The sequence below is a fragment of the Nibricoccus aquaticus genome, from assembly GCF_002310495.1.
Taxonomy (GTDB): domain Bacteria; phylum Verrucomicrobiota; class Verrucomicrobiia; order Opitutales; family Opitutaceae; genus Nibricoccus; species Nibricoccus aquaticus.
In genome coordinates this window covers 1,061,996-1,076,063 of record NZ_CP023344.1, presented here as the reverse complement: position 1 = coordinate 1,076,063, position 14,068 = coordinate 1,061,996, and the positions used below count along the sequence as shown (strand labels likewise).

Here is a 14,068-nt window from a genome sequence, read left to right as displayed (position 1 = left end):
CCAGCTTTGCGTTGGACCAGGCGGAATCAAAGCAATCTTGGGTAGGTGGAACGGGCGACGCCGACCTTCAACGCCTCGATTTTTTCGGGCGCGGCGGAGGCCATGCCATGGGAGAACACCGGAGTTTCATGATCCCATCGTGGGTAATTGCTCGAGAACATCAGGGTTTCATCCAGGCGATTGGATCCGAGCAAACGCCAGAATTCGGAAGCCGGATTACCCGGCTCTGCACTCTGAGTACCGAAGCGGAAGAAGCGTCGTGTGTATTCACTCGGCAACTCCTTCAACCACGGACATTCTGAACGCAGACCTTTGTAATTTTTGTCGAACCGCCAGAGGTAGGTGGACAACCACGCCACGCCTACCTCGAGACCTACGACGCGCAGTTCGGGAAACCGAACAAACACACCTTCGGTGATCATGCTGGTCAGGTGACCGAGAAACGTGGTCGAGCGTGTCACTCGCAACTCAGACAAAGTGCCCGGCCAGCCGCACGGCGTGGGCGCCGGACTTGTGCCCATGCCCTCAGTGCCGGAGTGAATCGCAATTGCCAAACCGCATTCCTGCGCGGCTTCATAGATCGGATAGAAACGCCGATTTCCATAGGGAAACATGCTCCCGGTCGGCAGCATCACCTGCAGCATCCGGTTGTGACGGGCCGCGCGACGAATCTCTCTGGCGGCCTCCTCTGGATTTTGCGTCGCCACCACGATGGTCCCGTAAACAGCCGGCGACTTTTCCAGCCATTCCTCGGCCAGCCAGTCATTTACCGCGCGCGCCATCTCCATCGGATAATCGACGTCGCCAAACGTACAGAGATTCGGCGCATCGTAAACGCTCACCAGGGCGGCATCGATTCCCTGCGGAGTGAGCCAGTCTTTCGCCAGCGCTTCCGCCGACACCAAGCCTTGCCGCCCGACTGTCCGGGGAGTGCCCTGGCCAAACGGTTCGTGCGGATTGTAGAACTTCGGGTTGATCCGCAGGCCCGCCTGCGTGTGACCCGCGCCGATCAGCCAGCGCTCTTTCCAAGACTCGGGCAGGCGATCGGCGATCGCACGATCATCATCCCAACGAACGTGCACGTCGGCATCAAAAAATTTCAGAGAGGGGGTGTCCATGGGGTCAAAGTTCAATGGTGAGCTGTCCTTCGCTTTCGATGACGCGATAAGTGCGTGCCCGGAACGATGGATCGGCGAGGTGCTGGCCGGTGATGAGATCGAATTCCCACTTGTGCCAGGGGCAGCGCAGGATCCGTCCCTGGCAGCCCCATTCGTAGTTGGAGACCTTGTCCGTCGGCAGGTTTGTGCCCGTGAGCCGGCCTTTGCAAAGCTCAGCGCCCTCGTGCGGGCAGTAGTTCACGATGCCGTAGTAACCGCTCTCGATTCGAAAAACACCGATGGAATACGTATCGATCTTTACGATGCGGCGCCCACCGATCGACAGATCTGCCGGACCTGCTGGCACCAGTTTGCGAGCCTTGGTTGGGGAAGGAGAGGTGACGTTGCTCATTTCAATCCAAGTCGGCGGCCATAAAGCGCGAGAGCATTTTCCCGAAGGATGCGGCGCTTCAGCTCTGCATTGTCCCTTCCGGGCAGGATCACGACGGGGTTGTCAAAATCCCAATGCGGATAATCGCTGGAAAACATGATCTGATTGCTCCCGTTGACCGCATGATACGTCTGCACGAGATCGCGCGTCTTGTCGGGCTCCTCGATCGGCTGCGTAGTGTAGAACAACTGGCGTTTCAGGTATTCGCTTGGCAGTTCCTTCAACAAAGGCATTTCAGACCGCAGGCTTTTCCACTCCCGATCGAGCGCCCACATCAAGGGCTGCGCCCAAGAAATGCCGAATTCCAGCAGCACGAAACGGAAGTCGGGAATTTTCGCGAAAACACCTTCGCACACAAGGCTCGTCACGTTCGTCAACGCACTCGCCGCCAGCCCGGTGTGGTATTCGATGTAGCGCGAGCAGTAGCCGTTTCCGGTGGGAGTGCCGGTGATACCGCGGCCTTCCATCGTGCTGTGTGTGGCGACAGGCAGACCATTCGCCGCCGCGGCTTCGTAAATAATATGGTTCGAGCGATGGCCGAGCGGTACAATCCCGGCGCTGCCGATGAAAACCTGGCTCGCGCGCGGATGGCCTGCCCACTTTTCGATCTCCTTCACCGCAGCCTTCGGATCCTGCATGGCCACATAGATCACGCCGTAGTATCGAGTATCACGCGGGACAAAATCGTTGTTCAGCCAGTTGTTAAACGCGCTGGCCAAAGCTACCGCGTAGTCCGTGTCACCGATGGTGCTCAGGTTGTAGATCGGACCGGTGCAAATCGCCCATTCAATCCCGTAGGGATCCAGCAGCTGGCGCGCGATGAGCTCCGGATTACTGGCGGCAACACAGTTATCTGAAATATCCGCATCCTCACGATCGTTGCCGCCACGTTGATCCAGGTTGGGGGTACTATCGCCGAGAAAACCATCGAGGTAACGATCCACGTAGGAAGACGGCAGATAGGCCGCGATATTCCGGGGACTTGCAGGGCGGGCATGAATCTCAATGTCAAAAATGGAATAACCGATCTTGGGGTGCGGAGTCACCGCAGCCACGGGGTTGGGCTGATTCATGCGATCAAGTCCAAAGCCCTGTGATTAGTTGTCAGAGCTATTCAGTTCACCCTCATGCCAAAGAAGTTTCACGTCATGCGCATGAACATTCGCACCGACCCGCATGTATCGTTTTTGTCTTCTTGGCTAACTTTGTGGTGTGCGTTTGCGACCAATGGCTACTAGAATTGCGGTGTACGTAGTTTTAACGTAGTCCAATTGCAAAAATTCAGGTCAAACGACTTAAATCTCACAGGTTTCGCGATAACAGATTGTCTACCCTTTTTTCGGTAGGTCCCGGATGTTGTCGCGATGGAACGATGCGGTTTTATTTCTGCATCGAAAACTAATACATTCGTGCAGCCTACATAGGGTCCAGAGGACTGAGCCCGCCCACAAACTCCCATAATTGGTGCCCCCGGCCGGACTCGAACCGGCACGCTCTTACGAGCAGGGGATTTTAAGTCCCAAGTGTCTACCATTCCACCACGAGGGCGTGGCACGCAGCGGGCGACTTTCTTGAGCGGAGGCCGGGCGTCAATGGTGGGCTGAGGGGTGGGCGCGTGTTTGCGATATGTGCGGAGGTAGCATGGCGTCGTCGGAAAGGAAGCGGCTGAAACATTCCCTTGCCGGAGCACAGGGCGCTGCCCACGGTCCGCGCCGTGAAGATCGGTTTTCTTGGGGGTAGTTTTGACCCCGTCCACTTCGGACACCTCATCGCCGCGCAGGATGCTTACGAGCAGCACCAGCTCGATCGGCTCTTCCTCGTGCCCGCCGCTCAGGCTCCGCTGAAACCCGATGACGTGCAGTGCTCCACGGAGGACCGGCTCGCGATGTTGCACGCGGCCGTCGAATGGGACGATCGCTTCGAGGTATCCGATTACGAACTGCGCAAGGGCGGCGTGAGCTACACGATCGATTCGGTCCGGCACTTTCGGGAGCTCTTCCCGGACGATCAGCTCTACTGGATCATTGGCGGCGACCAGCTGCCGAAGCTGCATCTTTGGAAGGAAATCGAGGAGCTGGCGAAGCTGGTGGAGTTTATCTTCCTCGAACGCCCGGGCCATCCGGTGAAAGCCACGCCGGCGATTCCGGGGCTGCGGCTCCATCGCTGCGACGGGCACTTGGTGGAAATCAGTTCGACGGAGCTGCGTGAACGCATCCGCCTCGGGCTTTCGCTGGATTACTTCGTCCCGCATAAGGCGATTGTCCACATCGCCGAAAAACGTCTTTATCGCTGAAACCTGCATGAACTCCACCACGCCCACGACTGCCGCCCATCCCGCTTTGCTCGCGCTCATTTGCAAAGCCCTCGACGAAAAAAAAGCCGACGATCTGCGCGTGCTCGATGTCTCCGAGCAATCCTCGATCACGGATTATCTGATTCTCGCGACTGGTAACTCCGAGCCGCATCTGCGCGCGCTGCGCGTCGAGCTGGAGAAGGTGATCGATGCCACGGGCACCAAAATCCTCGGAATGGATAAAGGCCTGGAGAGTGGCTGGCTGGTGGTCGATGCGTTTGACCTCATGATCCACGTCTTCACGCCGGAAAACCGGAAGAAGTACGCGTTGGAAAATCTCTGGAAAGACGCCGAAGACATCCCGGTTGAAGCACTGGTGAATCCCGAGGCTTACGCGGCCAAGGTGAAAGCGGGCGGGGGCAAAGCAGCCAAAGCTCCGGCGAAAACCAGAGAAGCTCCGGTGAAAGCGAAAGCGCCCCGGAAGGAAAAGGCCACGGCCAAGGTGAAAGCGATCGCCAAGGCGAAGCGCGTCGCGAAGGCACAGGCTGCGCCGAAGAAAAAAGCCGCGGCTGCGAAGAAGCCGGCGAAGAAAGCGGCGAAGAAGAAGTGATGCTATGAGATGAGACTTAGTCGTAGCTGCGGTCTTTAGACCATGGCTGCTTGGTTAAAGAAGCTATGGAACCCATGCCGGAAGAGTTTCTCAGCCGCTTGTGTGCGCGGTTGCCGCATAGCCAACCGAAACTCGCGGTATTTCCGTCTGGAGCGTTCATGATCGATCTTACGATCAAACAGGAGATGCACGTTATTGAGTATCTTCCTTCTTTGGGATTTGGCGTTTCTCGCGCGGCGACTGCTGTCTACGGGTGGGAGGGCGTGGAGAATGCATTCACGACCACGGCGGAAGTTGAAGCATACGTTACCGAACTCGCTGAAGGTTCCTCAAAGAAGCAAGAGAGCAGCCAAACTAAGCGGTAGCACGGGGGCTATGACCTCTGGCGGCTATTGCCGCTGCAGAGCCACGCTCTAACGAGCGCGGCTACGGCTGATGCCAGACGCTGAAAACTGCTCCGCTTGCGTGTTGTCTGTCCCTGCATTTCTTCCGTGCCTTCCGCGGGCTGCGCGGGCAACTTTTTCGCTTCATGTCTGCCGATCTTGCTCAACTCGTAACTTCCATCGCTCAACGCGCGCGTGCGGCGTCGCTTGTTTTGGCGACGACTCCGCCGGAGCAGAAGAACGTCGCCCTCACGCGGCTGGCGGAATTGATCGAGTCTTCGCACGAGACGATTCTCGCCGCGAATGTGAAGGATCTGGCGGCGGCTGAATCCAACGGTCTCGCGAAGGCGCAGATCGAGCGGCTAACGTTGAATCCGGCCCGGCTCGCGCAGTTGGCGACGAGTGTCCGTGAGGTCGTGGCGCTGCCCGATCCTGTCGGCGAGCTTTTGGATGAAACGACGCGGCCCAACGGTCTGCGCATCCGTCGCATTCGCGTGCCGATCGGTGTGATCGGGATCATTTACGAGGCGCGCCCCAACGTGACGATTGATTGCGCGATCCTCTGCTTGAAGAGCGGCAACGCTGCGATCCTGCGCGGCGGCAAAGAGATTTTTCATACGAACACCGCGTTCGCCGCGCTCATCACGCAGGCGCTGGAACACGCGGGGATTCCTGGCGATGCGGTGCAGCTCATTCCGACGACGGATCGGGCGGCGCTGAACACGCTCCTCAAACTCGATCAGTACGTGCACTGCATCATCCCGCGTGGTGGCGAGAGCTTGATCCGCTTCGTGGCGGAGAATGCGACCGTGCCCGTGATCAAGCACTACAACGGCATTTGCTTCGTCTATCTCGACAAGGCGGCGGACGCGGAGCTGGCGGAGAAAATCACAGTGAACGCGAAGGCGTCGCGCGTCTCGGTGTGCAACGCGGCCGAGCAGCTGCTCGTGCATCGCGAGGCGGCGGAGAAACTGTTGCCTCGGGTCGCGCGGGCCTTGCTCGCGAAGAACGTGCAGCTGCGGTGTGACGCGGCGAGCGCGGCGATTCTGGAGCGTGAGAAGATCGCGCTGACGCCTGCGGTCGATGCGGATTATCGGACGGAGTTTCTCGATTACATCATCGCGATCCGCGTTGTGGACTCGCTGGAGACGGCCATCGCGACGATCAATCGCGACAGCTCGGCGCATAGTGAGGCGATCGTGACGGCGGATGAAAAAGCGGCGCGGCGTTTCCAGGCGGGCGTCGATAGCGCGGCGGTTTTCTGGAATGCGTCCACGCGGTTCAATGACGGCTTCGAGTTCGGGTTTGGTGCCGAGATCGGCATCAGCACGGATCGGCTGCATGCGCGCGGACCGATGGGGTTGCGCGAGCTGTGCAGCTATAAATTTCTAGTCGATGGGACTGGTCAGGTGCGCGGTTAATCGCGCGACTTGCAGCGATTGAGTGCGCGTGTGCTGCGCTTTGCCTGCGGCGTGCGCATTGGCAGGGCGGAGTGCGCGGTGGCTGGAGTGCGGCTTGAAATTTGTCCTAAACAACGGCGGGGAATTCGTGTCAGATCAGCGCATGACCGCGATCACTCCCCGCTCGTTGTTTTTGATTTTGTGCGTTTCGGCTTTGCCGGTGACAGCTCAGGAGGCACCTGTGACGGCACCTTCGGGCGCGACGGCGCCGGCTGAGCAGTCAAAGAAGAACCGGGCGATCTCGGGTGAGACGTCGTCGTTGTTGTCGGCCGGCTACAAGTATAGTCCGCCGAAGCCGGTGGAGAAGGTGATGGACGAGGATGAGCTGGTCGATCAGCGCGATGTGGACAAGCCGCGCAACGAGATCATCCGGCTGCCGAAGTACATGGTGGAGGGGGTGAAGCCGCCGGTGTTTGCGGAGCGCAATCTGTACACGCGGGATAATTTGTCGCGGCTGGCGATGCGGCGCTATCTGGGGAAGGGACCGCTCAATAAGTTTCAGCTGGGGAAGACGGGCGAGGCGTACGCGATGCAGATGTATTGGGATGATGAACGCATGAAAAACATGGTGGAGGCGGACCGGCAGGTTTCGCTTTATCGGGCGGCGGGAGATGATGAGAAGGCGGCGAAACTGGAGAAGGAGAACCGGGCGATGTTTTTGCGCACGAACGATGCGAGTTCGGCGGAGATGTCGAAGGCGATGGGGCAGCGTTATTGAGAGACCGGTTACGCGATGGCGGGGCGGGAGCTGAGGCGAGGGGCATCGCGGAGGAGGTGTGCGGCAAGAAATGCGCAGGCGGTGTATTTGCGGGCTGCTGGTAGGGGTTGAGATGAACTGACCGAGAGCTTGCGGCGCGTGGAATGGTCCTGTTTATCCGTGGTTCCGATGGAAACATTTCTGATTGAAGTGCCCGTGCCCTCAATGGGTGCGACCGTCAACGAGCTCACGGTGATCGACATCGTGATCGAGCCCGGCGCGGCCGTGACCAAGGGGCAGAAGCTGGCGGAGCTGGAGAGCGACAAGTCGGTCTTCGAGTTTGAGTCGCCGTGCGCCGGAACAATCCGGGCGGTGGTCGGCCGGGCTGGGGACATCATTTCGACGGGTGCGCCGTTTCTGCGGATCGAGACGAGCGATGTGTCGCTCAAACATTTGGAAGTGAAGGCGGGCGAGGAAGCTGCAGTGACGAAGGCTCCTGCAGTCGCCGCAAATGGCCATGCGGCTGCGGCGAAAACGGTGGTCGTGGCTGCGCCGGTGGCGCGGGTGACGACACAGCCGGTGACTTCGGTGGCTGCCGCTCCGGCGCGCACGGGTATCCAGTGGACGCCGCGCGCGAGCAAGATCGCGCAAGAGGCCGGGCTCGATCCGGCGGCGATCACGGACATCGGAGCGACCGGCCCTGGCGGGCGGGTGTCGGGCGATGATGTGGCGGCTTATCTGGAGAAGAGGAAAGCGGGCGGAGCGGTTGCGGATGCCGGCGCTGGAGCGACGGCGTCTGCTGGCGGTGCGGCGGGTTTCGATCTGCGCGCGGCCGAGACGGTGTGTATCGCGGGTGTCGGATACGCGATCCCGTCGGGCATCCGTTCAAACAGCGAAATTTTGAAGTCCTTCCCGGATATGACCGAGGAAGAGGTGATCAAGCTCACTGGCATCCGCGAGCGGCGTTACGCGGTGAATGGCGAGACGGCGACGAGCCTCGCGGTAATCGCGGTGCAGCACGCGCTCGAGCAGGCGAAGATCGATGTGAAGGAGATTGATGGCGTGATCATGGCGACGTTGATCCCGGACCAGCCGGTACCGGCGATGGCGAGCGCGCTGGCCAAGCAACTGGGCATTCCGCGCGCGCTGGCGTTCGATCTGAATGCGGCGTGTTCGGGCTGGTTGTACGCGCTCGAAGTGGGGCGCGCGTTCATCCGTTCGGGCACGGCGAAAAAGTTGATCGTGGTCACGGCGGAGTTGTTGTCGCGCATCACGAATCCGAAGGATCACGCCACGGCGTTTCTCTTTGGTGATGGCGCGGGGGCGGCGGTGCTCACGGATGCGGCTGGCGGACATCGGCTGGCGCGTATGGCGCTCTCGGGCGATGCGGATCAGTTCGAGGCGATCCAGCGTCCGGGTGGTGGAGCGATCCGGCCGTTTCCCGATCCGCAGGGCAAGGACCAGGAGGACTTTTTCCTCCAGATGAATGGCGGCGCGGTGTTCAAGCACGCGGTGATCGCCTTTGCGGATCAGATCGAGGCAACGCTGAAGCGTCACAATTTGAAACCGGACGAGGTCGCGTGGATTGTGCCGCATCAGGCGAACGAGCGCATCCTGCGCGCGGTTGGGAAACGCGTGGGGATTCCTTACGAGAAGTTCGTCGTGACGATCGGGAAGTACGGCAACACGTCGGCCGCGAGTGTCTCGATGGCGCTCGGCTGGGCTGCGGAAGAGGAGATCTTCAACGCGGGCGACAAGATCATCTTTTGCAGCGTGGGCGCTGGGCTGACATTTGCGGGTGGGTTGCTGGTGTGGTGAGCGACCATGATTGTTCGCTCAGTTTCGGCTGATTCAGTTCCTTGGCCACTTTTGTTGCAGGCAGATCCCTCTCGTGAGCGCGTGATGGCGTACGTCAGAAAGGGTGTGACGTTTGTGGGCGAAGAAAATGGCGTGGCTGTTGCAGTAGCTGTCGTTGAGCGAGAAGAAGGTGAATTTGAACTAAGGAACATCGCTGTTGCTGAAAAGGAACAGGGGCGAGGATTGGGCAGGGAAATGCTGAGATGCGCGTTGATGTATGCGGCGGGCGGCGGGGCGAAGCGCATCACGGTGGGCACTGGCAATTCGAGTCTGCGAGCGCTCGCGTTTTATCAGCGGAATGGTTTTCGCATAACCGGCGTGATCCGGGGATTCTTCGACGCGTACGAACCGCCGATTGTTGAGAACGGCATCGCCTGCCGAGACATGATCCGGCTGACATTTGAAATTGGCGCTTAATGAGAGGGCGCGTGCTTGTCGCGAAGCGGACAATGCGGAGCATTGTCCCTACCCCGGAAAATTCAGAGCAGGCCGAGTTCGCGAGCGTGGAGGGCGGCTTGGGTGCGGTCCTGGACGCCGAGTTTGGTGAGGACCTGGCTCATGTGGTTTTTCACGGTGCCTTCGGCGATGCGGAGGTGGGAGGCGATTTCTTTGTTGGAGCGGCCGGTGGCGAGTTGTTCGAGGACTTCGAGTTCGCGGGAGGAAAGCGGCTCGATGAGCGGCTGGGCGGAGCGGCGTTGTTGTTTGTTTTGGAGACGGGCGAATTCGGCGACGACTTTGCTGGCGACGGCGGGCTGGAGCGTGGATTCGCCGCGGGCGGCGCAGCGGATGGCTTCGGCAAGTTTTTCGGAGGGGACGTCTTTGAGGAGATAACCGATGGCGCCGGCGGCGAGGGCGGTGAAGACCTCGTTGTCGTGGTCGAAGGTGGTGAGGACGAGAATCTGCGGAGCGGATACGGACTGGCGGATGAGGCGGGTGGCTTCGACGCCGTCCATGCCGGGCATGCGCAGGTCCATGAGGATGACGTCGGGGCGGAGTTTTTGCGCGAGAGAGACGGCTTCGCGTCCGTCGGCGGCTTCGCCGACGAGGGTGAAATCGGGGACGAGCGAGAGGAGCGTGCGGAGGCCTTCGCGGAAGAGGGCCTGGTCGTCCACGAGGAGCAGGCGGAGTTTTTGCGGAGGCGTGATCATGCGGAGAGCTCGGCGAGGACGACGAACTGGCCGGAGTTTTCGGCGCCGGCGCGGAAGGTGCCGCCGAGTTGTTGCATGCGTTCGCGGAGACTGAGGAGGCCGAAAGCGCCGTCGCCGCTGGAGCTTTGAGCGGGCTGGTCGTTTTCGACGCGGAGGCGGATGTTTTCGGGTGCGGAGAAATCGAGCTGGAGGCGGATGGCGTGGCCGGGCGCGTGTTTGCGGGCGTTGGTGAGCGCTTCCTGGGCGACGCGGTAGAGGGCTTGTTCGTGAGTGAATGCGAAGCGGCGCGGCGGACCGGAGACGGTGAGGGTGGCGGGGAAGTTTCCTTCGAGGATGAGTTGATCGAGCCGGTCGGGAAGTGGCGTGTCGTGGGCGGGGCGGCGGCTGGCGATGGAGTCGCGGAGTTCGTTGAGGGCAGAGCGGATTTGTTGTTGGGCTTTTTGGAGCGAGTCGGTTGCGGGCGGTGATGAGGAAGGCGGGAGCAGCGCGAGGCCGGCCTCGACCAGGACGTGGGCGGAGGTGAGGTGGTGGGCGACGCCGTCGTGGATCTCACGGGCGAGGCGGTTGCGTTCCTCAGCGGCGGCCAGGGCTTCGGCCTGGGCGGAGTGGGCGCGGAGTTTTTCGTGGGCTTCGTGGAGTTCGCGGCGCGCGGTGAATTCGCGGCGGATGGCGTAGGAGCAGCCGGCGGTGAAGAGAAACGAGGAGCCGAAGCTGATGAGATAATTTTGAGCGTACTGTGGCGGGATGAGCAGCGCGGGAAAGGCGGCGAGAAAGAGATTCGTGAGGAGAGTCGCGGGGATTCTCTTCGGCGGGAGGTAAATGATTATCTGCGAGAGTACCGGGAGAAAAAGTGTCCACACGAAGTTCGCCGCCGTCTGCGCGCCATAGAGCATCACGGTGAGTACGAGGAATTGGTGGAGGAAGTAGCCTTGGTAGCGCCGGGGCCTGTAATAAGCGGCGGCGCGGTTGCTCATGAGCCCGAAGTACGTGAGTGCCGCGACGATGAAGAGGGCGAGGTGGAGCGGACGCGTTTCCCAGAGTCGGATCGTGATGTTGTAAACCGTGAAGCTCCAGAGCACGCAGAGCGCGGCCATCATCCAGCGATTGTCGGCGGGATCGGGGAGCGGTTTGGCGGTAACGTCACAGGGCATGGACGCAGGCTAGCGGTTTGGCGGCACGGGCGGCAATAGGCCGGAAGTCATGGTGGCGCGTCATGGCCGGTGGGACTTTGGAGGCGGACGAGTGACGCATCCGCTGAACGCGAAGAACACGTAGGCTGGCGGTATGAGTTTTAGAAAACAGGCGCGGTGGCTGGTTTTGTTATCTGCAGCGGTGGCGCAGGCGGCGCCGGAGAAAAAGGACGATGCGGCGGAGGTGACTTTGGAGAAATTTGTGGTGAGCGGGGCGGCGGCGGGGCAGTTCACGGCGGGGGGCGGATCGAGCAAGGCCACGCTGACGCCGGTGGAGATGTTGATGATTCCGGGATCGGCGGCGGATGTGAACCGGGCGTTGCAGACGCTGCCTGGTGTGCAGGCGGCGGATGAAGGCAATGCGCTGTTCGTGCGGGGTGGCGACAGCCGGGAAACAGGGATGTGGATTAACGGTATCCGCTATCCGGGCACGACATCGGTGAATGCGCCGATGGGGACGTTTACGGGGTCGATCAGTCCATGGCTGGGGGCGAAGACGGAATTTGCGGCGGGCGGGTTTGGCGCGGGGACGGGCGATGTGCTCTCGGGGGCGGTGAAGATCGAGACGCTGGGTGTGCCCGAGGCGCGGGAGGCGAGCGTGAACCTCGCGGCGGGGACGGTCGCGGGCGCGGTGAGCTGGCCGTGGGGCACGCGTGCCGGCATGACGGTGACGGCGACGCGGCTGGATCTGGAGCCGTACTTCGAGTTGTTCAAACCGTCGCGGAGTTTCGCGGAGGCGCCGGAGGGAAATACGTTCAGCGTGGCGGGAGGCTGGAAGTACCGGCCGGAGGGTGAGGTGCGGTGGTTTGGGTTGCACGAGACGGCGACGGTGGCGTTGCCGGTGAAGGATGTTTTCCAGTCGGGCGAGTATCGCAGCGAAGGGGAGACGCGTTTTGGTGTGGTGAGCTGGCGGGAGAAGCGCGGCGCGTGGACGCATGATGTGAGCATCGGCGGAGGGGCGGATGAGAAGCGGGAGGACTGGATGACGTCGTCGTGGACGACGGAGCAGGAGCGGAGCGAGATCGTGGCGAGGAGCGCGTGGGACGCGGGGTATGGAGTCTGGCGCGGTGGCGCAGAAGTGGCGGGCGAGCGGCTGGATTATGCGTGGGAGTTTTTGGCGCCGGGCGGAGCGGGGGCGGCGGAGCGGCTGGTTTATCGCGGGCGCTCGCGCGAGACGTTGACGGCGGGATGGGTGGAGCTGGAGACGAGCGTGGCGCGCAACGTGAACGCGACGGCTGGGGTGAGGGCGTGGGATTCACGGCGGGCGGGCGAGGCGGGGTTTGATCCGCGGCTGGCGTTGATCTGGCAGATGAGCAGGCGCGCGTCGTGGTCGGTCTCGGGCGGGCGGTATCACCAGGTGGCGGAAGGGTTTTATTATCGCGACGGAACTGAGCCGGCGCGGGCGATGCAGGCGGACCAGGTGATCGTGTCGTACGACTGGAAGCGCGGGCAGCGCTCGGTGCGGGTGGAAGCGTATGCGAAGCGTTACCGCAGGATCGTGGGGTTTGACCGGAAGTATTCGGTGGTCGGTGACGGGGTGGGCGAGGCGCGCGGGGTGGATTTTATGATCAAGCAGCCGTTGCCGTGGGAGGCGAGCGGGCGGCTGACGTGGAGCACGGTGTGGGCGGAGCGGACCGATCCGGCGACGGGCGTGGAAGCGCCGGCGCCGTGGGCGGTGAGGAATTCGGTGGTGCTGATCGTGGAGCGGGATTTCGGAAACTGGAAATGCTCTCTCGCCGGGCGCTGGGCGAACGGGCGGGCGTTCACGCCGATCACCGGTGCGGTGAGCAACGGCGGCGGCGGGAGCGAGCCGGTTTTCGGGGCGGTCAATTCGGAGAATTATCCCTCGTTCCGGAGGATCGACTGCACCCTTGCGCGGACGTGGGAAGTTTCGAAGCGCGTGACGGCGGTGACTTATCTCGCGGGCTTCAACCTGGCGGGCTGGGACAATGTGCAGGCGTACGAGTACTCCGACGATTTTCGCGAGCGGCGCGAAGTGCCGACGCTGTTCAGCCGCGGACTCTTTTTTGGCGTGAACCTGATTTTCCGTTAACCATGAAAACACATATCCTCAGAACTATCGTTATGATCGCGGGCCTGGTGCTCGCTGCGTTTAATCCGGCGGGGCGAGCGGCGGAAGCCGGCGCTGCGATGGCGGGTATCGAACAGAAAATCGAGCGGGCGCTTTATCGGGGCGACGCGGCTTTGCTGACGGAGGCGGAGGGCGAGCTGGCGGTGGCGTTGAAGGCGGAGCCGGGGCGGGCGGGGCTGCGTTATCTGGAGGGATTCGGGGCTTATGCGCGGGCGTCGTTCGAGTACGCGACGAAGGACAAGAAGGCGTTGGAGAAAGGATTGGTCCGCGCGGATGAGTTACTCGCGAAGGTGAAGGGCGAACCGTGGGCGGCGGAGGCGCTGGCGCTGCGAGGTTATGTTACGGGGCAGTTGATCGGTGCGCGCGGAAGCATGTCGGGAATGACGCTGGGGCCAAAGATGAAGCGGCAGACATCGGAGGCGGTCGATGAAGTGCCGGGAAGCGGGCGGGCACTGATGTTTCACGGGGTGACGTTGTTGAGCACGCCGGAGATGTTTGGCGGAGATCCGGCGGAGGCGTTGAGGCTCTTCACGCGCGCGGCGGCTGTTTTTGAAAAGGGCGAAGGGGCGACGGTGACGGGCTGGGGCGGGGCGCTGACGTATTACTGGCTGGCGAGGGCGCGGCTCAAAGCGGGCGATCTGGCGGGGGCGAAGGAGGCGGCTGAAAAGGCGTTGGAGCGGGAGCCGGAGTACGCGGTGGTGCGGTATGGGTTGATGAAAGAAATCGAAGGGAAGCTGGCGGGAAAGTGAGGCGTGCGGCGGCGGGAGGGGCGCGGACGGAGGTCGCTCAC

14 protein-coding genes and 1 tRNA gene are annotated in these 14,068 nt (G+C 61.7%); 9 read left to right on the top strand and 6 right to left on the bottom strand.

The genetic code is table 11. The annotated features are described in order from the left end of the window. Positions 1–26: 26 nt before the first annotated feature. The 4 genes from CMV30_RS04715 to CMV30_RS04700 all read right to left on the bottom strand — a co-directional run bounded on the left by CMV30_RS04715 (position 27) and on the right by CMV30_RS04700 (position 3,096). Entirely contained in the window at positions 27–1,118 is a 1,092-nt protein-coding gene (locus CMV30_RS04715) for an amidohydrolase family protein (RefSeq protein WP_096054943.1), read from the bottom strand. 4 nt (positions 1,119–1,122) lie between these two features. Next, complete coding sequence (locus CMV30_RS04710; RefSeq protein ID WP_096054942.1) at positions 1,123–1,509, bottom strand: Rieske (2Fe-2S) protein; 387 nt, start codon at positions 1,507–1,509, stop codon at positions 1,123–1,125. Then, positions 1,506–2,621 (bottom strand): amidohydrolase family protein, encoded by a 1,116-nt coding sequence (locus tag CMV30_RS04705; protein ID WP_096054941.1) that lies wholly within the window; start codon positions 2,619–2,621, stop codon positions 1,506–1,508. Before CMV30_RS04705 ends, CMV30_RS04710 begins: the two co-directional genes overlap by 4 nt. Positions 2,622–3,010: 389 nt before the next feature. Continuing rightward, a tRNA-Leu gene (locus CMV30_RS04700) sits at positions 3,011–3,096 on the bottom strand. A 166-nt stretch (positions 3,097–3,262) separates the two neighbouring features. Here CMV30_RS04700 and nadD point away from each other — a divergent pair. The 7 genes from nadD to CMV30_RS04665 all read left to right on the top strand — a co-directional run bounded on the left by nadD (position 3,263) and on the right by CMV30_RS04665 (position 9,265). Then, complete coding sequence (nadD, locus tag CMV30_RS04695; RefSeq protein WP_245844404.1) at positions 3,263–3,841, top strand: nicotinate-nucleotide adenylyltransferase; 579 nt, start codon at positions 3,263–3,265, stop codon at positions 3,839–3,841. A gap of 7 nt (positions 3,842–3,848) precedes the next feature. After that, positions 3,849–4,451: a ribosome silencing factor gene (rsfS, locus tag CMV30_RS04690; protein WP_096054940.1), complete on the top strand. Its 603-nt coding sequence runs from the start codon at positions 3,849–3,851 to the stop codon at positions 4,449–4,451. Positions 4,452–4,501: 50 nt separating this feature from the next. Continuing rightward, the gene (locus CMV30_RS04685; protein ID WP_138223130.1) at positions 4,502–4,816 is read left to right on the top strand and encodes a hypothetical protein; all 315 of its coding nucleotides are present in this window, start codon (positions 4,502–4,504) and stop codon (positions 4,814–4,816) included. A 164-nt stretch (positions 4,817–4,980) separates the two neighbouring features. Beyond that, positions 4,981–6,255 carry a glutamate-5-semialdehyde dehydrogenase gene (locus CMV30_RS04680; protein WP_096054938.1) on the top strand — a complete coding sequence of 425 codons (1,275 nt, stop codon included), beginning with the start codon at positions 4,981–4,983 and terminating at the stop codon, positions 6,253–6,255. A gap of 142 nt (positions 6,256–6,397) precedes the next feature. Then, positions 6,398–7,012: a hypothetical protein gene (locus CMV30_RS04675; RefSeq protein ID WP_138223129.1), complete on the top strand. Its 615-nt coding sequence runs from the start codon at positions 6,398–6,400 to the stop codon at positions 7,010–7,012. Positions 7,013–7,180: 168 nt separating this feature from the next. Further along, positions 7,181–8,809, top strand: a complete 1,629-nt coding sequence (locus tag CMV30_RS04670; RefSeq protein WP_096054936.1) for a beta-ketoacyl-ACP synthase 3 — start codon at positions 7,181–7,183, stop codon at positions 8,807–8,809. A gap of 84 nt (positions 8,810–8,893) precedes the next feature. Beyond that, a complete protein-coding gene (locus CMV30_RS04665; protein WP_245844448.1) occupies positions 8,894–9,265 on the top strand; it encodes a GNAT family N-acetyltransferase in 372 nt (123 codons plus the stop codon). 62 nt (positions 9,266–9,327) lie between these two features. On the opposite strand, the gene CMV30_RS04660 is transcribed toward CMV30_RS04665, so the two are convergent. Next, complete coding sequence (locus tag CMV30_RS04660; protein WP_096054934.1) at positions 9,328–9,996, bottom strand: response regulator; 669 nt, start codon at positions 9,994–9,996, stop codon at positions 9,328–9,330. Next, positions 9,993–11,147 (bottom strand): sensor histidine kinase, encoded by a 1,155-nt coding sequence (locus CMV30_RS04655; RefSeq protein WP_096054933.1) that lies wholly within the window; start codon positions 11,145–11,147, stop codon positions 9,993–9,995. Before CMV30_RS04655 ends, CMV30_RS04660 begins: the two co-directional genes overlap by 4 nt. Before the next feature lie 133 nt (positions 11,148–11,280). Between CMV30_RS04655 and CMV30_RS19300 the strand changes: the two genes are divergently transcribed. Continuing rightward, complete coding sequence (locus CMV30_RS19300) at positions 11,281–13,239, top strand: TonB-dependent receptor plug domain-containing protein (protein ID WP_138223128.1); 1,959 nt, start codon at positions 11,281–11,283, stop codon at positions 13,237–13,239. A gap of 2 nt (positions 13,240–13,241) precedes the next feature. Beyond that, a complete protein-coding gene (locus CMV30_RS04635; protein WP_096054929.1) occupies positions 13,242–14,027 on the top strand; it encodes a hypothetical protein in 786 nt (261 codons plus the stop codon). Positions 14,028–14,068 lie beyond the last annotated feature (41 nt).

What these genes read in the sequence shown, in the direction of transcription:
- CMV30_RS04660 (WP_096054934.1), bottom strand. Translation starts at nt 9,996, where the DNA reads ATGATCACGCCTCCGCAAAAACTCCGCCTGCTCCTCGTGGACGACCAG.
- CMV30_RS04675 (WP_138223129.1), top strand. Translation starts at nt 6,398, where the DNA reads ATGACCGCGATCACTCCCCGCTCGTTGTTTTTGATTTTGTGCGTTTCG.
- CMV30_RS04715 (WP_096054943.1), bottom strand. Translation starts at nt 1,118, where the DNA reads ATGGACACCCCCTCTCTGAAATTTTTTGATGCCGACGTGCACGTTCGT.
- CMV30_RS04655 (WP_096054933.1), bottom strand. Translation starts at nt 11,147, where the DNA reads ATGCCCTGTGACGTTACCGCCAAACCGCTCCCCGATCCCGCCGACAAT.
- rsfS (WP_096054940.1), top strand. Translation starts at nt 3,849, where the DNA reads ATGAACTCCACCACGCCCACGACTGCCGCCCATCCCGCTTTGCTCGCG.
- CMV30_RS04710 (WP_096054942.1), bottom strand. Translation starts at nt 1,509, where the DNA reads ATGAGCAACGTCACCTCTCCTTCCCCAACCAAGGCTCGCAAACTGGTG.
- CMV30_RS04635 (WP_096054929.1), top strand. Translation starts at nt 13,242, where the DNA reads ATGAAAACACATATCCTCAGAACTATCGTTATGATCGCGGGCCTGGTG.
- CMV30_RS04670 (WP_096054936.1), top strand. Translation starts at nt 7,181, where the DNA reads ATGGAAACATTTCTGATTGAAGTGCCCGTGCCCTCAATGGGTGCGACC.
- CMV30_RS04680 (WP_096054938.1), top strand. Translation starts at nt 4,981, where the DNA reads ATGTCTGCCGATCTTGCTCAACTCGTAACTTCCATCGCTCAACGCGCG.
- CMV30_RS04705 (WP_096054941.1), bottom strand. Translation starts at nt 2,621, where the DNA reads ATGAATCAGCCCAACCCCGTGGCTGCGGTGACTCCGCACCCCAAGATC.
- CMV30_RS19300 (WP_138223128.1), top strand. Translation starts at nt 11,281, where the DNA reads ATGAGTTTTAGAAAACAGGCGCGGTGGCTGGTTTTGTTATCTGCAGCG.
- CMV30_RS04665 (WP_245844448.1), top strand. Translation starts at nt 8,894, where the DNA reads ATGGCGTACGTCAGAAAGGGTGTGACGTTTGTGGGCGAAGAAAATGGC.